This is a genomic window from Azoarcus sp. DN11, from assembly GCF_003628555.1.
Classification (GTDB): Bacteria; Pseudomonadota; Gammaproteobacteria; order Burkholderiales; family Rhodocyclaceae; genus Aromatoleum.
The window spans coordinates 2,940,920-2,961,299 of record NZ_CP021731.1; the positions used below are offsets into that span (position 1 = coordinate 2,940,920).

A 20,380-nucleotide genomic window follows, 5' to 3' on the forward strand; every position below is an offset into this window, starting at 1 on the left:
ATCGGAGACAACACGCGATGAAACTTGAAGATCTCATCCTCGTCAGCATCGACGACCACGCCATCGAACCCCCGAACGCCTTCGCGCGACACATGCCGGCCCGCTTCAAGGGGCGCGAGCCTCACATCGAGAAGCATAAGGGTCGTGACGTGTGGGTTTTCGAAGGACGGGCAACGGGCTACATGGGCCTCAACTCGGTCGTCGGTCGCCCCAAGGAAGAGTACGGCATGGAGCCGCTCGGTTACGAACACATGAGGCGCGGCACTTGGGACGTCCAGGCGCGCGTCGACGACATGAACGCCAATGGCGTGCTCGGCTCGCTGTGTTTCCCGACCTTCCCCGGCTTCGCGGGGCAGCGCTTCCAGCAGTACGACGACGCGCGCGACGTATCGCTCGCCGCCATCCAGGCCTACAACGACTGGCACCTGCACGACTGGTGCAACGCCGCCCCGGGTCGCTTCATCCCGATGGCGCTGATTCCCTGGTGGGATCCGCAGGCGGCCGCCGCCGAAATCAAGCGCATGGCGAAGGACGGGGTGCATGCGATCTCCTTCTCCGACAACCCCGCCCTACATGGCTTCCCGTCGATCCACGATTCGTACTGGGACCCGGTGTGGAAGGCCTGCGCGGACAACGCGGTGGTCATCAACTGCCACATCGGCACCGGCGTCAAGGCCGAGCACGCCTCCGACCTGTCGCCGATCGACGCGTGGATCACTTCGATGCCGATCTCGATCGCGAACTCGGCGGCCGACTGGATCTGGGCTCCGATGTGGAGGAAGTTCCCGAAGCTGAAGATGGCGCTTTCCGAGGGCGGCATCGGTTGGATTCCCTACCTCCTCGAGCGCGCGGATTTCACCCACCGGCATCACAAGGCCTGGACGAATGCCAGCTTCGGCGGCAAGAAGCCGAGCGACATCTTCAAGGAGCACATCATCACGTGTTTCATCGAGGACGACTTCGGGCTGCAGAACCTGAAGCACATCGGTGAAGACATGGTTGGCTGGGAATGCGACTACCCGCATTCCGATTGCACCTGGCCGAATTCTCCGGAAGTGGTGTGGGAGAGCTTCAGGCACCTCCCCGACGAGACCATCGCCAAGGTCACTCACCGGAACGTGATGCGCGAATACAGCTACGACCCGTTCGCGATCCTCGGCCGCGAGAACTGCACCGTCGGCGCGCTGCGCGCGCAGGCTCGCGCCAAGGGCATCGACACCTCGCCCACGCAAGGCATGGGGGGCGCGGCACCGAAGCGGGAAGCCGGCAAACCGGTCACTTCGGGCGACATCAACGCCATGTTCAAACAGGCGGACGCCGAAACCGCACTCTGATCCGGGGGTGCTTCACGGCGCCCGCAGCACGAGAGGAAGACATCCCGCGCTATCCCCGATAGCGCGGCGGGGGCCCTCACGCCCGACGATGGAACCGATAACGGGAGATATCCATGAGCGAACAATACGACATCGTGGTCGCCGGTGGCGGTCACAACGGTCTGGTGGCCGCGTGCTACCTGGCGAAGGCGGGACTGAAGGTATGCGTCGTCGAGAAAAACGACAAGGTCGGCGGGGGCGTCATGACGCGCGAGCTGACGGCGCCGGGCTTCAAGCATGACGTCTGCTCGGTCGCACATACCCTGCTGCAGGCCAACCCATTGCTGCGCAACGACGAACTGCAGCTGAAATCGAAGTTCGGGCTGAAGTACATCAACCCCGACAAGATGACTGCGATCTTCTACGACGACGGGACCACGCTCGAGTTCTACACCGATCTCGAACAGACTGCCCAAGCGATCGCAAAATTCTCGCAGAAGGATGCGGAAGCCTACCGGCGCTTCAACAAGGAGGTGTTCCAGAACCTCGACATGATGGTGATGGGCATGTTCCATGCGCCCCCGAACGCGGGCGCCCAAGCCGTGATGATGGAGCAGAGCGTGGTCGGGCAATCGCTGATGCGAGCCCAGTCGATGAGCGCATGGGACTTCATCTGCGAATGGTTCGAGCACCCCAAGGTGCGCATCGCGTTGGCCCGCTATGCCTCGGAAGCCATGATGAACCCGTTCAACAACGGCACGGGATTCGGCTTCTACATCATTCTGCCCTTCATGCACCGCTACGGTGTCGGCATTCCAGTCGGCGGCTCGGGTGCCTTCGCGGACAAGCTGCGGGAGTGCTTCGAATCGCATGGCGGCGCGGTACGCGTCAATGCGCCCGTCAAGCAGATGCGCATGGATGGCAGCAAGGTGACGGGCGTCGTGCTCGAATCGGGCGAGGAGATCGTCGCGAAGAAAGGCGTCATTTCGACGATGCACGTGCAACAGGTGTTCCCGCACATGGTGCCGGGCGCGAATCTGCCGGAAGGATTCGAGCCGCGGATTCGGGGGCTGAAACGCAACAGCTTCCAGCCCTTCAACCTGCACCTCGCGCTGCACGAGGCGCCGCAGTACAAGGTCGGTCCGGCGGTGGACGATTTCTTCTGGGTCGAGCGTTCGCACTCCGACTGGGAGGAGTTCGCACGCGCCTTCTCCGATCTCGAATACGGCATCCCGCGCCGCGACTTCGTCGCCTACGTGATGCAGGACGTCTATGACAAGACGCGGGCACCCGAGGGCAAGCGCGTGCTCAACATGTACGCTTTCTGCCCCTACAACGTGAAGGGCGGCCCGCAGCGTTGGGACGAGATCGGCAAGGAGATCGCTTACGGATTCCTCGACGACCTGCGCAAGCTCACGACCAATATGAGCGACGACAACATCATCGGTTTCTCGTGGTTCACCCCGCTCGATATCGAGCGCCACAACAACGCGATGATCGGTGCGGACATCCTGCACTTCGGCTCGTACAACTGGCAGATCGCGGGCAACCGCCCTGCCCCGGGCTACGGGCAGTACAAGTCGCCGGTGGCGGGTCTGTACATGGCGGGCGCCTCCACCCATCCGGGGGGCGGGGTCACCGCAGCGTCCGGACGCAATGCGGCGCAGGTGGTGCTGGAAGACTTGGGCATGGATTTCGACGACCTCATCGAAAACTGACCCGTGGAACGCCGCGACCGCGTCGCGCGGTTGCGGTCACATCCAACGTGATGGAGAGCGGCAGCCGTGAAGATGTTCAGCAAGGAAGGCGTGGAGATGGTCGAAGTGAAGTCCATCCAGCGAAAGGACGACACGCTGGTCATGAAGGGCAAGGTCATGGGCTCGATGGCCACCACCATCCTGATCCGCCCCGAAGACTGCTGGCAGGCGCTCCAGCTGCTCGGGTGGCGGACGCTACTGCGGATGCCGCTGATCCTGTTCAGGGGTTACCGCCAGGCCGCAAGATCAAGCTGATTCGCCGTCGCGCGCAGATAGCGCAGCCGGTGAAGGAGTAGACCCTCATTGATGGGCCTCGGAGAAGCTGGACAGGCGGCCCGCCACGACCACCCCGAGGACGCCGCACAGGGCAAGAGCAGCGGCTCCCAGCGCGAGAGACAACAGCGAATGCCACATCAGTGGCGCCAGCACCGCGGCAATCCAGGCGTTGAATCCCGTCTGGATGAACAGCTGAACCGATGAGCCGGTGCCGCGGCGCTCCGGTACACAATCCAGGCCGCGCACCGTGATCGTTGGAATCATCACCGACATGCCCAGATTGAAGAACAGGAGATACGCCACATACCACGCCGTGCCGCCGGGTTCGACGAGGCACACGGCGAGATTCCAGAGCGTGGCGGCAGCCATGATCGCGAGGCCGGCCTTTAGCGTGGCGGCCGTGGACCAGCGCTGCGCAAGGCGGCCCGCAAGCGCGGAGCCCAACATCAGACCCACCGTCGCGGGTCCGAACATCCACAGGAAATCGGTCTCGCCCAGGCCAAGGTGCTCCATCAGGAACACCGGCGCAGACAGGACGTAAAGGAAGAAGCCGCCAAACATGCAGGCATACGCCAGTGCCCAGCTCATGAAGCGCGCGTTTCCGAGCACGGACGCGTAACCGCGAAGCACACCCGCCGGATTGAACGGGTGACGCTGCGAGGCGGGCAGGGTCTCCGGTAATCCGAAAAACACGGCCACGAGCAGGCTGGTGGCAAGCAGGCACAGGAACACGAAAACGGACCGCCAGCCCATCGCGACCTGCAACCAGCCGCCCACCAAAGGAGCGACGGCGGGTGCGATCGAGAACATCAACACCACCTGCGACATCATGCGCTGCGCACGCGGCCCTTCATGCAGATCCCGGACGACGGCGCGACCGATCACGATCCCGGCACCCGCCGAGAAGCCCTGGAGTGCCCGCAGAACCCACAACTGCTCCACTTGCGTCGCAAGCGCGCATCCGAGCGACGCCAATGCATAGACGACCAGACCGGCCAGCACCACGCGGCGGCGCCCGAAGGAATCCGAGATCGTGCCATGCCACAGGGCCATGAAGGCAAAGGCGGCGAAGTAGATCGCCACTGTCTGCTGCAACGCGACTCGATCCGTGCCGAGCACCACCGCCATTTCCCCGAAGGATGGCAGGTAGGTGTTGATCGAAAACGGGCCGAGCATCGCCAAGCCCGCGAGGATCACGGTCGTGCCGAGTTGCCCTGTACCGGGACGGGGTCCGGATTGCAGAAATCAGCCCCGCATGCCGAGCACTGCCGAAATGTCGGCACTCGGGTCGGCATCGGCGCCGTAGCCGAAGTCCCCGCGCTGCTGCCTCTCGGCGAGACGCATCATCAGCAATCGGTAGCGATTGCCGGGGCCGTCGAAACGCGAGCTCAGGTCGCGGCGCTCGGTGGACTCGAAATAGCGCGCGTTCTGAGGGCGCAGCACCGAGTTGTCCTGTGGCTGGATCACGTAGGAGATGCGCGGCATCAGCCAGCGAAACGGTGCCGGCGCGTGGACAGTGTAGTTCGTCTGGTCAACACGAGAACGGTGCTTGCCGACAGGCACAAAGGGCTGCACGTTCGGAATCGGATAGCCCGGGGTAAAGTTCGGGTAAGAGATGCACACGTTGTTGCGCAGATGGACATGCAGAACTGCGCGCAGATCCTGGTACTGGGCGCGTACGCCTCCGATCCAGCGCATCACCGGTGCCACCGACTTGCGGGTGACGTTGCGGATGCGAGTCACCGTCTCGGAGGTCGAATGGACCTCGACGACATCGTTCTCGGACTGGCCGTCACCGATCGCATTGGCATGCAGAAAGTCGGCATGTGTCAGATCGATGAGGTTCTCGACGGACAGCGGCGAGGCCGCATCGAAGCGCACCGCGCGCTGCGTGTAGCGGGGGATCCCCTGACCATCGGGGGGCAGGAAGGGGATGCTCGGGATCAGTTCCTCGTGCGCGTTATCGGGGTTTCCGTACCACGCCCAGATATACCCGTAGCGCTCGACAGCCGGATAGAAACCGGAGCCGTTCGTGAAGGCACTTGCGCCGGCGCGCATCGCGTCAAGGCGGTCGGGGCGAAACTCGGCCGCATATAACCTCACGCCGTCGCGCCATAGATATACGTCCTGCGCATGGACGATACGGCGTACCGCCCGCTCACCGATGTCCGCACTGTAGGCGACGGGAAACCAGGTGTCGCGCAGATCGAGATTGATCGGTACCCAGTCGCGCTTGGAGGTCGCCTCCGCTTCGCGCCCTGCCGCATCCATCATCGGGACTTCGCTCATACTGCGCACCTCTCCTGCACGGTCACCACGCGCCCGGCCGGCGTCCTCGTATCGGTCTTCGCCAATCTGCGATCTCGTGACGGTGCGACTTCGAGTGCCGCCACGGCTGCGCCGTCGATTTGGGGGAAGATTGCGAACGGAGCACGTCCGATCGCCCGCGCGATTCGCCACCGCCACGACAGCGGCGCTGGCGTGGCATGAAGAAAACCGCGCCAGACCAGACTGGTGGTACCCCGCCTGTTCTCGCTGGCAGCGATGAAGATCGTGACGAGCGGATCTTCTTCGGCGCTGAGGAGTTCCACGCGAATGTCGCCGCCCCTTACCGGTACGCGAGTACGTACCCACAGCGAATGGTCTCGCACGAAGGCCGGCCCATTTCCCTTGCCCTTCCACACCGCGCCTCGATCGAGGACAAGATGCTCGCCGTCGCGGCGCGGATCGCCGAGGAAGAAATCGGTGATGTGCACGCCGGGGAAGGAAAGCAGGCATTCCGGGCCGTCGAGCATCACGTCGAGATATTGCTCGAACGCGATATTGGCCACTGTTGAACCGGTCTGTTCGCGACCTGCCGCGCGATACGACGCGCCCGGCAATACGGCGGCGGGAGTTCCCGCCCCCCGCCAGACGTGGATGAAGCCGTTCGCCTCGGCCGCCGGAAAGGCGCGCGCCGCATAACGCGCCGGCACCCGCTCATCGCGACGCAGGTTGGGAATGTCATTGCACAGGCCCGTCGCGCCGTCGAAGGTCCAGCCGTGGTAGGGGCACTGCAGACCACCAGGTTTCACGGGTCCGGGCGACAGCGGCACACGCCGGTGCGGACACCGGTCCTCCAGCGCGAACACTACGCCCCTCCCGTCGCGAAACACGGCGAGTTGCTCGCCTTCGCAGGTCACCGCGAGCGCCTTGTCACCTTGCACCGCCTCGGACAGCGCGACCGCCCACCATCGTCCCATGCCCAGCCTCCCCTGCCCCTTGCCGGTCAGCCCCTGATCCGCGCGGTGATCTTCGCGTGCGGTCCGGCAATCTGCGACGCCCAGGCTTCGGCAGCCTGATCCAGCGTATAGTCGGCGTAGTCGACCTGGATATTCTCTGTGCGTGCGATGCGCAACAGGCGCTCCCAGATCGCGCGGCGATCGGCCGGCGGGCGCTGCCCCGTACCCACGCATGACAGCGTGCGGAAAAGCAGATCGGCGATATCGAGATTGATCTGACGCCCTGCACCCGTGCCGATCGTCACGATGCGTGCGCCCCAGCGGGTCGCCTTGAGGGCGTTGAGCATCGGTTGCCCGCACACCAGATCGAGCACGACGTCGAAACCGTCGCCCGCCGCGTCCTTCAACGCCGCGACATCGTTCTCGCTACCGAGGGCTACGACTTCGTCGGCAATCCCGCGCGTCTTCAGGCGCTGCAGGGTCTCGGCGGAGCGTGCGGCCGCGACGACCCTGCCCGCGCCGAGATAGCGGGCGAGTTGCAGCGCCACCTGCCCGAGCGTGCCGGTCGCACCGAGGACCAGAACCTGCTCACCCCGCTGGATGTTGGCCTGCTCGAGCGGCACCAGTGCGCCGGTGGCAGCGATGCCCATCGTGATCGCGGTCTTGTCGTCGACCTCGTCGGGCACGTCCCAGACCTCATCGGTCGGCACCAGCGTACGCTCGGCCCACGCCCCGAAGGGCATCACCGAGCGCTCGCCGAAATACACGCGGCGGCCGTCCGGTGCCCTGCCCACGCCTTCGCCGCGGATCACGCACGGGTATTGCACGCCCAGCCGGTACGCGCCGAGTACGTCCCAGCCCCCGAGCCCTGCCGTGTCCATGTCGATGAGGACGGCGCCTTCCTGTGGCGCCGGTTCCGGAAACTCCTGCACGACCGGAGCGGCACCCCGCTCGCTGATGACAGCTGCTTTCATGGACGACCCCTTACATACTCTTCGCGCCGGTCTGCGCGAAGAGAGCCTTCATCGCGACAAGCGAGGGCGTGTGGCATGAGAAACCGCCATCGGCGACCAGCGTCGTGCCGGTTACGAAGGACGACTCGTCGGACGCGAGGAAGGCCACCACGTCGGCGATCTGACGCGGGGTGCCGACATCGGGCGTGAGGTGGTTGTCGCGGATGATCTGGATCACGGCCGGCGGCATGCTCCCATGGGCATTCTCTGCTGGCGCGAGTCCGATCTGCAGCGCGTTGGAGCGGATGCCCTCCTTGCCGTACTGGGTCGCAATCGACTTGCTGAGCATCATCAGCGCCGCCTTCGAGGCGGCGTAGGCCGACAGCGACAGGTCGCCTTGGGCGCCGAGTCCGGAGGTCGCGAAGATCAGGGAGCCTTTCTTCTGCTTGAGCATCTCGCGAATCGCATACTTGGCACACAGCATCGCACCGCGCAGATTCACCGCCATCGCGCAATCCCACGCCTCGACGTCCATGTTGGCAACGTCGCGGTCGCGCTGGCGTTGCTCGACGCTTAGGATCGCCGCATTGCTGTACAGGACGTCCACTCGCCCGAAGCGGTTCACCACCGCCGCGACCATCGCCGCGACGTCCGCCTCGGACGAGACGTCTGCCCGCACTGCAATCGCGTGCCCACCGCCCGACTCGATCTCGGCGGCAACCTTGCGTGCGCCGTCGAGGTCGATGTCCGTGATTGCCACACTCGCACCGTGCATCGCCAGCACGCGGGCCGATTCGGCGCCGAGGCCGCCGGCCGCACCGGTCACGATCGCGACACGGCCATCCAGTTTTCGCTCGCTCATCTGTCTGTCTCCTGATTCTTGTCTGCGCGGAGCGCGTCGCTTAGCGACCGGTGAAGCGCGGTTCGCGCTTTTCGCGAAAGGCGGTCGCCGCCTCCCTCGCGTCGTCGCTGGGTTTGAGCAGTGCAAAAAGATCCAGCTCGAGGTCCAGGCCCTTCTTGAGGTCGACGTCCAGTGCGGCACGCGCAGCGCGCTTCACGCACAGCGTCGCCGCCGGCGCGCGCGAGGCGATGCGCATCGCGAACGCGCGCACCTCTTCCACCAGCTTGTCCGGCGCGCTCGCCACCCGGGTGACCAGGCCGATCGCCTTCGCTTCATCGGCGCTCAGGCGGTCACCGGTGAGCAGCAGGTCCATCGCCCGGCCCGGACCGACCACGCGCGGCAACCGCTGGGTCCCTCCCCCGCCGGGAATCAGGCCCAGGGCAGTCTCAGGCAGACTGAAAACCGCATCGGGCGTGGCAAAGCGGATGTCGCAAGCGAGCGCGAGCTCCATGCCCCCTCCCATGCAATAGCCATGAATGGCCGCAATCGTGGGTTTCTCCGCGGCATCGAACGCCTCGACCCAGCGCGCGCCCTGCATGCGCCGGCGCACTTCGATCGAGGTCTCCGGGCCACGCAGTTCCTTGATGTCGGCGCCCGCGCAGAAACCCCGCGGGCCATCCCCGCGAATGACGATCACGTGGATCGCCGGGTCTGCCTCGAGATCCTGCAGAGCCTGCGGAACGCCGGTGCGAATGTCGTCGTTGATCGCATTGATCTGGGCCGGGCGGGTCAGCACGACCCAGCCGATACTGCCCTGACGCTCCACGGCCACGGCGTCGTTGAGCGGGACCGCCATCGACTCGGCGCCCGCATTCTTGACCGCAAGGTCGGATGCCATGTCAGACCTCCTCGAACTCGATGAGCTGCCCGCGCATCTCGCTCGGATCGATCCGGATCATCGCGCCGCCGCCGACGGCTTCGGACTCCTCGATCCATTGGAAACGGGTCCCGCGCGCGCGCAAGTCCTCGGCCTTGGCCTTGAGGCCGCTCACCGCGATGCGAATGTAGTAAAGCCCCGGCCCCCAGTTGTTCAGGTACAGGCCCGCGTCGCTGTTCCAGCGGCTGGGCTGGATCACGTCAAGGCTGGCGCTGTTGGCCACGGTAAAGGGCATCGTCGCGCGGCGGTATCCCTCGCGATGCAGCGCTTCGACTTCGCCGCTCGGCTCCCAGTCGAGATTCGTCGAACAGCAGCGCAGCGTCTCGTCCAGATCGCGGACAAGGAATCCGCGCGCACTGACGCGCACCATGTCGCCCGGCTTCGGGTCGCGCGGCTGCATGGGTTCCGCGGCGAATGTCTCGGACGGCATCTGCAGCGGTTCGGTCGGCATCACCTCGATGCACAGGCCACCATCCACCACCGGGGTGTAACGCGGCCGCTCTGGCGTCGCGCCGAGCCACAACCGGTCGAACGGCATGTCCGGCGTGCGCTGGGCCATCCGGAACGGCAACCCACGCCGCATCAGCTTGTCGACAAAGGCGTCGAATTTCGGCCCTTGCAGCGCGAGCACGACCGAGTGCGTGAGCATCGGACGATGGCGTCCCTGGTAGTCCTTCAGGCTTTCGAGGAACTCGTGGAACATCGGGTCGCCGGGGTTCTCGCGATCCAGATGCCATTGCGGCTCGAGCCGGGTCGGAGACACCGCCAGCGACTTGTGCACGCGCAGGAAATGCGCGACGTAGGGATGATCGTCGAACGCCTGACGCCAGTTTGGATGGCCATGCACGCCGAGCTTGTTCACCAGCCGCGCAGCCATGTCGTCGGGATCAGGCAGCATCATGTCGGCACTCAGCAAGAGGTCGAACATCGTCTTGTCTCCAGTTGTGGTCTGTCTTGTCCGACAGTCGCCCGCCCGGGCGATGTCGGCTTTCTTGAATTTCTTGAGGAATCAGGCCGCCGCGCGCAAAAGGGTTCCGCGTGCGCCGCTCGGTTCGCGCGGGTTGAGCATGAAATGCGACAGCGCCGGGATCAGGATCAGGGCACCGAGCATGTTCCACAGGAACATGAACGTCAGCAGGATCCCCATGTCGGCCTGGAACTTGATCGGCGACCATGCCCAGGTGATCACGCCGGCAGCCATCGTGAGTCCCACCAACGCGACCACCTTGCCGGTGAAATCGAGCGACTTGCGATAGGCATCGCGCAAGCTTCCCCCGCGGCGCTGGACGGCAATCTGCACGCTCAGCAGATAAAGCGCGTAGTCGACACCGACACCGACGCCGACCGCGATGACCGGCAGGGTCGCGACCTTGAGTCCGATACCGAGCCAGACCATCAGCGCCTTGCAGAGGATCGTGGTGATGACGAGCGGGATCAGTGCGACGATCGTCGCGCGAACGCTGCGGAACGTGATCAGGCACAGCAGCGCCGTTGCACCATAGACCGCGAGATACATTGTGACGATGCTCTTCTGTACCTCGATGTTGGTCGCCGCCTCGATACCAGCGCTGCCCGCAGCCAGCAGGAACTGCACCGGCTCCTTTGCATCGGGCGCGGTATTGTTGGCAGCCGCGTACGCTTCCGCAGTCTGCAGGATGCGTCCCACGGTATCCGCCTTGTGGTCCTTCAGGTAGGCGACCAGGGGCGACACGGAGCAACTCTGGTTCGTGATGTCCGGCGTCGCGATCACGGCTGCCGACACGGAGCCGTCGGTGATCGACTGGTTACGGCTGATCGTGAGCCACTTGCCACTGCCCTCGAACATCGCCGAGGTCACGAAACGCACCGTTTCGGCCAGTGAGGTCGTCGTCTGGACCGCCGGATCCTGCCGCAGCAGTTGTGCCAGCCCGTCCATCTTCTGCAGGCTCGAATACAGACGACAGCCCTCGTCGCCGGTCTTCATGATGACCACGAACTGGTCGCTGGAGAGCCCGTAGTGTTCCGTGATGTATGCGTTGTCGCGGTTGTAGCGCGACTCGGGCCGAAGTTCGGGCGCCCCGGCATCCAGATCTCCGATGCGAAGGTCCTGCATGACGATTGCAGAGACGACGGTCACGACCGCGGCAATGGCGATGACCGGAATCGCCCACCTCCGCTCGGTGAGTTGGTCCAAACCGTGCCAGATCCGCCCCGGCAACGAACGCCGCCCGCCCGCCTTCATGTCGTCCGCCGTGGCATGCCGGATGGCCGATTCGCTCACGCCGAGATAGGAGAGTGCGACCGGGATGAGGAAAAGCTTCGTGAAGATCAGGACCGAAACGCCGACGCTGGTTGTCAGGGCCAGATCGCGGATAACCGGGATGTCGATGATGATCAGTACAGCAAAGCCGACGATGTTCGCCAGCAGTGCCGTGAGACCGGCCATGAACAGGCGCCGGAAGGTGTAGCGTGACGCGACGTACTTGTGGGTGCCGCGGCCAATATCCTGGATGATGCCGTTCATCTTCTGCGCGCCGTGCGACAGCCCGATGGCGAAGATCAGGAAAGGCACCAGGATCGAATACGGATCGAGCTCATACCCGAGCAACTGCATCAGCCCGAGCAGCCACACCACGCCGATCACGGCGACCGTCACAAGAAGCATCGTGCTGCGCACGCAGCGGGTGTAGAGATAGACGAAGAACGCGGCAATGACGACTGACACCGCGAAGAACATCATCACCTCGCGCAGGCCCGCGATCAGATCGCCGACGATCTTCGCGAAACCGACGATGTGGATGCCGACCTTGTCACTCTCGTAGGTGCGGATCTTCGCTTCGAGGGCGTCCGCAAACTCGCCGTAATTCAGCGCTTCACCGGTTTTCGGATGGATCTCCAGCAGCGGCGCCACGATCATGCTCGACTTCATATCGTTCGCGACGAGTCTGCCGACGATGCCCGCCTTGCCGATGTTCTCGCGCAGTTTCGCGATCTCGTTTGCGCTACCGTCGAAGCTCGCGGGCATGACCGCACCGCCGGTGATGCCGTCTTCGGTCACCTCCCGCCAGCGGACGATCGGCATCCAGATCGACTTCATCCACGAACGATCGACGCCGGGAATCAGGTAAAGGTCATCATTGACTTTCTTCAGCACGTCGAGGTACCCGGGGTCGAAGACGTCCCCCGACTTGTTCTCCACGACGACCCTGATCGTGTTGCCCAGGCCCGGCAACTCGCTTTTGTTATCCAGGTAATTCTTGATGTACGGGCTGCCGAGCGGAATCATCCGCTCGAAATTCGCATTGACCTCGATGCGCGTCGCGGCGAAGCCGAGTACGAGAGTCGCCACAAGGCATGCCAGGAGCACGACGATGCGATTGTTGAAGATGATGCGCTCGAGCACGCTACCGGAACCGAGATCGAAGTCCTTCAGGTCCCGAATCACCGGCATCACTCTTTGTTCGCTGTGGCCTGCCATGCTGTGTCTCGCAAATTTCAGTATCGGAAGAGGCCGTTACCGGAGGGGCAAACGGATCAGATCAACGCCATTGACCCGGGCGAGCAGGAGCTCTTCCGGGCCGGCCATCGCGGCGGCGAATACCTCGCCGCCGCGTGGCACCTCGAGCGCCGTCACGCTCGCCCCATCGTCATTACTCAGCAGGACCTGACCGGTTTGGGTCACGAACACCAGCCGTCCCGCGCCGCGGTCCAATGCGGCAACAAGGCTCGCATCGCTGCCCATGGCGAGAGACGACCAGCTCGCCGCCCCATCGCGGCTGATATAGGCATTGCCGCGCAACCCGTAGGCGATCAGCTTCGCGTGCCCTGCCGTGATGCCGAAATACGTACCCTTGTAGGGCGTTTCGACGGTCTCGAACCGGCCCGCGTCCCGATCCAGGCGACGCACCAGACCTTGCTCTCCGGCAAGAAACACCCCACCGTCGGGCGTCGGCTCGATCGCATACAGGTGCATGCGACGCCCGTTGTCCGCGCGTTCGATCCATGGCTCCCATGTGGCGCCGCCATCCGTCGTATGCAGCAGCAGACCGAAAGCGCCGGCCAGAAAACCCTCGCCACGCTCATTTACGTTGATGTCAAAAAACGGATAGGCCAGCACGCCCGGCGTCGCGGACTGCTCGGCCGCCATCTCGACGTCCCGCAACACGCGTCCCGCCTCTTCATTGCCCGCATTGGCCAAAGCGCCGTAGTGTTTGGAGAGCAGCTCGAAGAGCGCATGACCGTCCATCACCCGGGACCAGGTTTCCCCGCCGTTATCCGAACGCAGGACGACTGCATCGTGTCCGAGTGCCCATGTGGTGCTGCCCGCCCCGAAACGCACCGTCGTCAAGTCTGCGCTCACCGGCACGACGAGCTGGGACCAGTTCCGACCGGCATCGCGTGACAGCAGAATGATCCCGCGCGGCCCGACGGCCAGGGCGCGTCCATCCTTGCTTGCGATACCTGACATGGCACCCCGCAAGGACTGGGGAGAGATCACCGCCGGGACGGCCAATACGTCGCGCACGGCGGAACCTGTGGCGAGCGCCACGCCTGCCGCGCCGAGAACCGCTGCCGCAAGGGTCAGACGCAGACGCCGGCCCGGGACCACGGAACGGGAGATCGAACGGGTAACGCGATTCAAGAGACAACTCCTTGTCGATGCGATCTCCCCGCCCACAACAAGCACCGGGCGGGGGGATCTATCTGGAGTGAGCCGGAACCGGAAGGGGCAACACGGCAAGCCGCACTGCCCGCTTCCACATGAGGGCTGACGATCAGCGCGCGGTTTCCTGCGCGACGATTGCCTCGGGGTTGAGTTCGCGGTTGGCCATCGGCGCCTTCAGGACGCCATAACCGCCCACCAGGCCGTCGTTCACCAGCGCGTACATGCCCTTGTTGAAGTCATACACCACGTTCTTCACGGTGTAGGGCGCCTGGACGTCGTACAGCTGAACCATCGAGTTGAAGATCGAGCGATACAACTGGCCGCTCTGGTCGAACGCGTCGTACAGGCCTGCGCCGTAAGTGTCCTCGTCCAAGTAGTACATGCGCTTGGCGTACACATGGCGGACGCCCGGCTTCAGCGTCGCTTCCACGACCCAGACGCGGTGAAGCTCCCAACGCCAGCAGGCCGGATTCGGGTGCTTGTCCATGAACTGCTCTTCGACGCCGCAACCGAAATAAAGCTTGTAGGCGTTATAGGGGATGTACATCTCCTTCTTGCCGACCAGCTTGAATTCGAAACGGTCCATCTGTCCCGAGAATACGAAGAGCTCGTCGAACAGCGTGACGCCGCCCATGCTCGCGACCGGTGTGTCGTAGGCGAACTCCGGGGCAAGCTTGATGCGGCGCTGACCCGGCGTGTAGCTCCACGCGCGGCGTGGCTTCTCGGTCGGATCGAGGAAGTCCGAGAGGCCGGTCGCCTCGCCGGCCTTCCGGATCGGCGCCTGCGTTACCGAGTAGGTGCGCCAGTAGAGCTTTGCGTCGCGGCCGTCCAGGTCGTCATGGTAGTAGGGCGTCTCTTCCATCGTTTTCTGCTGCGCCGCCATGACCACCTTGCCGTTGGAGTCCACGACCCACGAGCGCGACGACTTGGTGGTCGTATCGGCCTTGTAGCGAAGCTGCTGATTCCACATCACCTCGTAGCCGGTCTTGGGAATCGGGAACGGCAGACCACCCCGACATGCATCCTCGACGGAGAGCCCGTTCTTGGCGGTATTGCACGTCGTCGCATTGCGCACCGTGTTGTTCAGGATCTTGGCGGGATAAGACGCCGTACGGTGCGACGGATAGATATCCATATAGAAGCTCGGGTACTTCTTCAAGAGCTCCTTCTGCCCTTCCGACAGCTTGTCTGCGTGCTGCTGATAGTTCTTGCCGTCAATCCGGAGCAAGGGCTTCTCGTCCTTGAACGGATCGGCCCAGAAACCGCTGTCGGGCTTGAAGTCGGCCGGAGCCTTGGTCAGCCCCCCGGTGTATTCCGGGATCGTCCCTTCCTTGTTGCCCGCCTGGATCGCGCCGTACTTGGTTAGCGTCGCACCGAGCTGTTTCGCGTCTTCTGCTGTAACCGCCGCCATCGCTTGGCTCGAGAGGACCGCCGCGGCGGCCCATACGAAATTGCGCATCTTCATGTCTCTCGTCTCCTGTTTGCGGCCTGTCAGAAAGCCGTCTTGAACGTGAAGGACAGCCAGCCACGGTCGATCACACCAACCGAGGAGTTGCTGTGGGCCGCACCGCCGGTAATTCGTTCCTCACCGCGAACGACGCCCTTGCGCACTGGCAGGGTGCGGTCGGAGTAGTTGAGGGCGAATTCGTACTTGGACGCATAGGTCCAGGTAGTACCGATCGACCAACGCAGCTCACCCTCTGTGCCGCCACCTGAAGAGGGTGCGTTTCCGGAAAGCCCGTAGTTGATGCTGACCGGCACCGCCAGGTCCCATGACGGAAAGATGTTGAGATATTGCGGCGAGAACCTGAAGGCGAGCTGCAGGGCATCGACGGTCGAACAGCCGTCGCGCTTGGTGCCGGTCCCCGGGCGTCCGATTGCCGAATTGACGCAACTTGCCGCACCGACCTTGCGATACAGCTGCTCGTTCTCGGTCACGCGATCGAGTCGGTTGTATGCGATCTCGGCGATCAATGTCCCGGTATCCCACATCGGCGTCTGCGGTAACAGATAAACGCCATTCACCACCGCATGCCAGGTGTCGCCGCGCGCGCCCGAGTCGAGCGTATGCGACGCCGGCGTATTCAAAGGCCCGTTCTTGCGGTACGACAACTCGGTACCCACGCTTACGCCACCGATCACACGCGAGAAGCTCACACTGTATTGCTCGATATCCTCGGGATACAGGAAGCGTGCCTTGCGGGGCAATACGGCGGGACCGAGGCGAACGAAGTCCGAGAGCTGCACACCGAGTTCCGGCGCGTAGTCGTCGAACTTGCGGTAGTAGGCACCGAAGGTCGACTCGATCGCCTCGGCATTCCAGCGCGCACCGACGCCCCAATTGCCGCGCTTGCTCGGTTCCTTCGCGTCGATGATCGAGGCCTTGAGCTGGCCGATCCCGAAGGAAAGGTTATCGGACGACGGCGCGGTGTCAGCACCCATCAGGTAAGTGCCGGCGTGCGGTACGCGGGTCGGTTCCCAGTCGTAGAAATACTGCCCGACGACGGTCACGCTGTCCGTGAGCTGGGCACTTGCATGCACCTGCCCGATCGGGAGGAAAACTTCCTTGGTCTCGATGCCGGGGTTGGTTACGGCCTTCACGCCGTCGACCGGGGACTGTCCGTAAGAGATTGCATGCGCACCGATCAGCAGGCCTTCACCCCACACGTTGGTCTGGCGACCGACCTTCAGGTTGAGCGGCACCTTGCCGAGATCGAGGTTGGTCCAGACGAAGGCGTCGAGGATTTCGCCCGAGGGACCATTCACGTAGCGCTTGACCGTGCCGTTGTACTTGTCATTGCGATAGGCGGTGGCAGTGCCGGTCGGCGCAGTCACCGAATGATCGTCGTAGGCATGGTCGTACCACGCCGCACCGGTCACACGAGCGCCGAATTTGCCGCGATAGCTCACGTCGAATTCGGAGAGCAGGTCGAGACGGTTGGTCACGATGTCGCCTCGATCGAACTTGCTGTCGCCCTCGTCGTAGACCGGATTGCGCATCAGCTTCTTGTCCTGATCCTCGACGCGCACGCCCGCCGTATATCGGATCGTGTTATCCCAACGCATCTTGACGTCCGGGTTGCCGGTTTCGACCTCGAACGCCGACGCCCCCCCCACCCATGCAAGTGCAAGCGCGGCAGTGACGCCTCGCAGCGCGAACCGGGTACGGACAGACCTGCTGCCATTATTCATGAATTTGTCTCCTCTGGTTATATCGATGACCGTGACGCCCTGACCTTGTCTTTTCACGCCTCATTGGTGGGCGAATCCGGCCTGTTTTCAGATCGATCGCTGTGTCCCGGTACGGCGGGTTTTCACACAACTGAATTGTAGCGGGTAATTTCTTATAATTCTACAGTCGGATTTAACTTCTATGATTAGAATTCAAGCCCGCACAACCCGCCTGCTCATTAATTCAATTGCCATAGTAAAAACACACACCGATCCGGGTCGGCACCGACGAATCAGACTGTCGCCGAGCCCTCATTGCGCCGCTTCACGGCTTCGGTGAAATCGCGCTTGAGTGTCGGGTAGTACGCGATCTGGCCCTGCAGCCCGCCGGCGATATCGATCGAGGCCGCGCTGATGAAGCTGGCGTAGTCGCTGGCGAGGAACAGCGCCATGCCTGCCACGTCTTCGGGCTTGCCGAAACGCCCGATCGGCACCACCTTGAGGACCATCTCGTTGAACTCCTCACGGGAGACTCCGGGGCCGACCTCCCTGAAATGGCGCTCCCACTGGCCGGTGTCGATCCAACCCATGTTCAGCGAGTTGACGAGGATGTTTTCCTTGGCGAGCGACATCCCGAGGGACTTGGAGAGCGCGAGGCAGGACGCACGATTGATGACCGACGGGATGCCGTCGGGCGTCGGGATCGCACCGGCCAGCGCGTTGATCTCGATGATGCGACCCCAGCGCTGCCGGCGCATGTACGGCACCACCGCCTGCACGAAGCGGAAGTGCCCCATCTGGAGAATGTTGGCGTGCTCGAGAATCGCCTCGGGGGTGAGCGTGTCCAGATTCCCCCCCCGCCCCTGGCCGGCATTGTTAACGAGGACATCGACCCCGCCCCAGCTCTCGGCGACCTCATCCACGAAGGCCTTCACACCCGGCGTGTCGGTCACGTCCACCGCGCGCGCGATAACCGCCTGGGCCTGCTGCGCAAGCTCCCTGCCCGTCTCTTCGACCGCTTCGGGAGTGCGTGCGCAGATCGCAACGCGCGCCCCTTCGGCGGCGAAGGCGCGGGCGATCGCACGCCCGATGCCCCGTGAGGCGCCGGTTACGATTACGCGCCGGTCGCTAAGGTCGATGTTCATGTCGTCTCTCCTGTCGTTTGCCTGCCGCGGCGCCCGCTTACATGCGCTCGATGATCGTCGCGGTGCCCATGCCGCCCGCGCAGCAGATCGCCTGCAAGCCGTAGCGCGCGTCACGTCGTTCCAGTTCGTGCAGCAGCGAGGTCATGATGCGCGAGCCGCTTCCGCCGAGCGGATGCCCGAGGGCGATCGCTCCGCCATTGACGTTGAGCCGCTCGTGCGACACACCGAGCTCCTTCATCCACACCATCGGCACCGGCGCGAACGCCTCGTTGATCTCGAACAGATCGATGTCCTCGACATTCAGCCCGGCCTGGGCGAGCACCTTCCGGGTTGCGGCAATCGGCCCGGTCAGCATCAGCGTCGGGTCGGAGCCGACCGTGGTGAAAGCGCGGATGCGTGCCCGGGGCTTTACGCCGAGCCGGTCGACCGCCTCTGCGGACATCAGCAGCAGCAGCGCTGCACCGTCGGAGATCTGCGACGAATTTCCGGCGGTCATCTTGCCGTTGTCGCGAAAACTGGTCTTCAACGTGGCAAGCTTCTCGGCACTGGTGCCGGGGCGAATCGTTTCGTCCGCGGCGAAGACTTCCGGTGCGGGCTCGACGTAGTCTCGGTCCTTGAGCGCGGCGACAGGCACCGGCTCGATCTCCTTGCGGAAATATCCCGCTTCGGCCGCGGCTGCGGCGCGGCGGTGACTCTCCACCGCGAAGGCGTCGAGCTGGGCGCGAGTCAATTCCCATTTGTCCGCGACCCGCTCGGCCGCCTCGCCCTGGCTGGTCAGCTCATAGCGCTCGGAAGCCAGCCAGCCGAAGGGCTCGCCGTAGATTTCGCGGTTGCCGCCCATGCGCACGCGGCTCATGTTCTCGGCACCGCCCGCCACGACGACCTGCGCCGATCCGGCGGCGATCAGTCCTGCGGCGACGTGTACCGCGGCCTCGCCGGAGCCGCACTTGCGGTCGATCGTGAGGCCGGGAATCGCATCCGGCCAGCCGGCCCCCAGCAGGGAGGTGCGCGCGATGTTCGCGGATTGTTCGCCGACCTGGGTGACGCAGCCGAAGATGACGTCATCCACCTCGGCCGCCGAGATGCCCGCGCGCTCGACCACGGCGTTGAGGACGTGGGCGCCGAGGTGATCCGCGCGTACGCCGGCCAGACTCCCCCGGTACTTGCCGACCGGCGTGCGGACGGCCTCGACTATGAAGACGTCGCTCATAGGTTGCTCGCCTTCAGGCCCGAGCCCGGAACGCGCTGGCCAGTCTCGTCATACTTGTATACTCCGTGCCCGGTCTTGCGCCCGTAGCGGCCGGCCGCCACCATCTTGATGATCAGCGGGCAGGGACGGAACTTCTCGCCGAGCGTCGAATGGAGGTAGCGCAGCACCGACAGGCGCGTATCCCAGCCGGTCAGGTCACCCAGCTCCAGCGGCCCCATCGGGTGGTTGAAACCCATCCGCAGCGCGGTGTCGATGTCCTCTGCGCTGGCGGTGCCTTCCTGCAGCATCCACATCGCTTCGTTCCCCAGCATCGCGGACATGCGGCTAGTGGTCAGGCCGGGGGACTCATTCACCAGGATCGAGGTCTTGCCGATCGCATCGCACCATTCGCGGCTGGTCGCGACGGTGGCTTCGTCGGTCGCGATACCGAGCACCAGCTCGACGAGCTTCATCTTGTGCACCGGGTTGAAGAAGTGCATGCCGATGACGCGCTCGGGACATGGCACCGACGCGGCAATCTCGGTGACGCTGAGCGCCGATGTGTTGGTCGCGATCACCGCGTTCGCGGCCAGCACGGGAACCGCCTCGCCCAGCACCGCCTTCTTGACCGCGAGATTCTCCGAGACGGTCTCGACCAGAAGGTGAGCCCCCTCGGCAGCCTGTTTCAACACGGTATTCGTGGAAAGACGTGCCTTGGCGGCGTCCGCCACATCCACGGCGAGCTTCCCGAGCTTCACGCCACCATCCAGGATGCCGTGAATGCTCTTCTCCGCCTTGGCGAGTGCCTCGGCGCTGGTATCCACCAGTTGCGTCGCGAAACCGCTGCTCGCGAACGCATGCGCGATTCCGGTACCCATCAGGCCGGCACCGACCACCACAACCTTGTGATTCTTGTCGAGCATTTGTCTTGC

The 20,380-nt window shown here is 64.1% G+C and carries 17 protein-coding genes; 3 read left to right on the plus strand and 14 right to left on the minus strand.

Annotated features, from left to right (window positions below):
- Positions 1-17: 17 nt before the first annotated feature.
- The 3 genes from CDA09_RS13525 to CDA09_RS13535 all read left to right on the plus strand — a co-directional run bounded on the left by CDA09_RS13525 (position 18) and on the right by CDA09_RS13535 (position 3,325).
- The gene (locus tag CDA09_RS13525) at positions 18-1,334 is read left to right on the plus strand and encodes an amidohydrolase family protein (RefSeq protein WP_050416099.1); all 1,317 of its coding nucleotides are present in this window, start codon (positions 18-20) and stop codon (positions 1,332-1,334) included.
- 113 nt (positions 1,335-1,447) lie between these two features.
- The gene (locus CDA09_RS13530) at positions 1,448-3,031 is read left to right on the plus strand and encodes a phytoene desaturase family protein (RefSeq protein WP_121429177.1); all 1,584 of its coding nucleotides are present in this window, start codon (positions 1,448-1,450) and stop codon (positions 3,029-3,031) included.
- A 72-nt stretch (positions 3,032-3,103) separates the two neighbouring features.
- On the plus strand, positions 3,104-3,325 hold the full coding sequence (locus tag CDA09_RS13535) for a hypothetical protein (protein WP_211168871.1): 222 nt from the start codon (positions 3,104-3,106) through the stop codon (positions 3,323-3,325).
- Positions 3,326-3,370: 45 nt separating this feature from the next.
- Here CDA09_RS13535 and CDA09_RS13540 read toward each other — a convergent pair whose 3' ends face one another.
- From CDA09_RS13540 to CDA09_RS13605, 14 genes are all read right to left on the minus strand, one after another.
- Complete coding sequence (locus CDA09_RS13540; protein ID WP_121429178.1) at positions 3,371-4,543, minus strand: multidrug effflux MFS transporter; 1,173 nt, start codon at positions 4,541-4,543, stop codon at positions 3,371-3,373.
- Between the two features lie 48 nt (positions 4,544-4,591).
- Complete coding sequence (locus tag CDA09_RS13545) at positions 4,592-5,635, minus strand: aromatic ring-hydroxylating oxygenase subunit alpha (RefSeq protein WP_050416101.1); 1,044 nt, start codon at positions 5,633-5,635, stop codon at positions 4,592-4,594.
- A complete protein-coding gene (locus CDA09_RS13550; protein ID WP_050416102.1) occupies positions 5,632-6,588 on the minus strand; it encodes a Rieske 2Fe-2S domain-containing protein in 957 nt (318 codons plus the stop codon). Before CDA09_RS13550 ends, CDA09_RS13545 begins: the two co-directional genes overlap by 4 nt.
- A 26-nt stretch (positions 6,589-6,614) precedes the next feature.
- A complete protein-coding gene (locus CDA09_RS13555; RefSeq protein ID WP_050416103.1) occupies positions 6,615-7,541 on the minus strand; it encodes a quinone oxidoreductase family protein in 927 nt (308 codons plus the stop codon).
- A 10-nt stretch (positions 7,542-7,551) separates the two neighbouring features.
- Positions 7,552-8,382, minus strand: a complete 831-nt coding sequence (locus tag CDA09_RS13560) for an SDR family NAD(P)-dependent oxidoreductase (RefSeq protein ID WP_050416104.1) — start codon at positions 8,380-8,382, stop codon at positions 7,552-7,554.
- A gap of 40 nt (positions 8,383-8,422) precedes the next feature.
- Positions 8,423-9,217, minus strand: a complete 795-nt coding sequence (locus tag CDA09_RS13565; protein WP_286164133.1) for an enoyl-CoA hydratase/isomerase family protein — start codon at positions 9,215-9,217, stop codon at positions 8,423-8,425.
- A gap of 43 nt (positions 9,218-9,260) precedes the next feature.
- Positions 9,261-10,226 (minus strand): VOC family protein, encoded by a 966-nt coding sequence (locus tag CDA09_RS13570; RefSeq protein WP_050416106.1) that lies wholly within the window; start codon positions 10,224-10,226, stop codon positions 9,261-9,263.
- 81 nt (positions 10,227-10,307) lie between these two features.
- Positions 10,308-12,755: an efflux RND transporter permease subunit gene (locus CDA09_RS13575; RefSeq protein ID WP_050416107.1), complete on the minus strand. Its 2,448-nt coding sequence runs from the start codon at positions 12,753-12,755 to the stop codon at positions 10,308-10,310.
- A 36-nt stretch (positions 12,756-12,791) separates the two neighbouring features.
- Positions 12,792-13,919: a WD40/YVTN/BNR-like repeat-containing protein gene (locus CDA09_RS13580; protein ID WP_050416108.1), complete on the minus strand. Its 1,128-nt coding sequence runs from the start codon at positions 13,917-13,919 to the stop codon at positions 12,792-12,794.
- A gap of 133 nt (positions 13,920-14,052) precedes the next feature.
- Entirely contained in the window at positions 14,053-15,408 is a 1,356-nt protein-coding gene (locus CDA09_RS13585) for a DUF1329 domain-containing protein (protein ID WP_050416109.1), read from the minus strand.
- A gap of 26 nt (positions 15,409-15,434) precedes the next feature.
- Complete coding sequence (locus CDA09_RS13590) at positions 15,435-17,192, minus strand: DUF1302 domain-containing protein (protein ID WP_286164134.1); 1,758 nt, start codon at positions 17,190-17,192, stop codon at positions 15,435-15,437.
- Positions 17,193-17,407: 215 nt separating this feature from the next.
- A complete protein-coding gene (locus CDA09_RS13595; RefSeq protein WP_018990626.1) occupies positions 17,408-18,259 on the minus strand; it encodes an SDR family oxidoreductase in 852 nt (283 codons plus the stop codon).
- Positions 18,260-18,296: 37 nt separating this feature from the next.
- Entirely contained in the window at positions 18,297-19,469 is a 1,173-nt protein-coding gene (locus CDA09_RS13600; RefSeq protein ID WP_050416111.1) for a thiolase family protein, read from the minus strand.
- Entirely contained in the window at positions 19,466-20,371 is a 906-nt protein-coding gene (locus CDA09_RS13605) for a 3-hydroxyacyl-CoA dehydrogenase (RefSeq protein WP_050416112.1), read from the minus strand. Before CDA09_RS13605 ends, CDA09_RS13600 begins: the two co-directional genes overlap by 4 nt.
- Between the last annotated feature and the right edge of the window lie 9 nt (positions 20,372-20,380).

Bases quoted from the DNA above. Each gene is read 5' to 3' on its own strand.
- CDA09_RS13525 (WP_050416099.1), top strand. From the start codon at position 18: ATGAAACTTGAAGATCTCATCCTCGTCAGCATCGACGACCACGCCATC.
- CDA09_RS13550 (WP_050416102.1), bottom strand. From the start codon at position 6,588: ATGGGACGATGGTGGGCGGTCGCGCTGTCCGAGGCGGTGCAAGGTGAC.
- CDA09_RS13570 (WP_050416106.1), bottom strand. From the start codon at position 10,226: ATGTTCGACCTCTTGCTGAGTGCCGACATGATGCTGCCTGATCCCGAC.
- CDA09_RS13595 (WP_018990626.1), bottom strand. From the start codon at position 18,259: ATGAACATCGACCTTAGCGACCGGCGCGTAATCGTAACCGGCGCCTCA.
- CDA09_RS13575 (WP_050416107.1), bottom strand. From the start codon at position 12,755: ATGGCAGGCCACAGCGAACAAAGAGTGATGCCGGTGATTCGGGACCTG.
- CDA09_RS13535 (WP_211168871.1), top strand. From the start codon at position 3,104: ATGTTCAGCAAGGAAGGCGTGGAGATGGTCGAAGTGAAGTCCATCCAG.
- CDA09_RS13555 (WP_050416103.1), bottom strand. From the start codon at position 7,541: ATGAAAGCAGCTGTCATCAGCGAGCGGGGTGCCGCTCCGGTCGTGCAG.
- CDA09_RS13545 (WP_050416101.1), bottom strand. From the start codon at position 5,635: ATGAGCGAAGTCCCGATGATGGATGCGGCAGGGCGCGAAGCGGAGGCG.
- CDA09_RS13530 (WP_121429177.1), top strand. From the start codon at position 1,448: ATGAGCGAACAATACGACATCGTGGTCGCCGGTGGCGGTCACAACGGT.
- CDA09_RS13605 (WP_050416112.1), bottom strand. From the start codon at position 20,371: ATGCTCGACAAGAATCACAAGGTTGTGGTGGTCGGTGCCGGCCTGATG.
- CDA09_RS13585 (WP_050416109.1), bottom strand. From the start codon at position 15,408: ATGAAGATGCGCAATTTCGTATGGGCCGCCGCGGCGGTCCTCTCGAGC.
- CDA09_RS13560 (WP_050416104.1), bottom strand. From the start codon at position 8,382: ATGAGCGAGCGAAAACTGGATGGCCGTGTCGCGATCGTGACCGGTGCG.
- CDA09_RS13565 (WP_286164133.1), bottom strand. From the start codon at position 9,217: ATGGCGGTCCCGCTCAACGACGCCGTGGCCGTGGAGCGTCAGGGCAGT.
- CDA09_RS13600 (WP_050416111.1), bottom strand. From the start codon at position 19,469: ATGAGCGACGTCTTCATAGTCGAGGCCGTCCGCACGCCGGTCGGCAAG.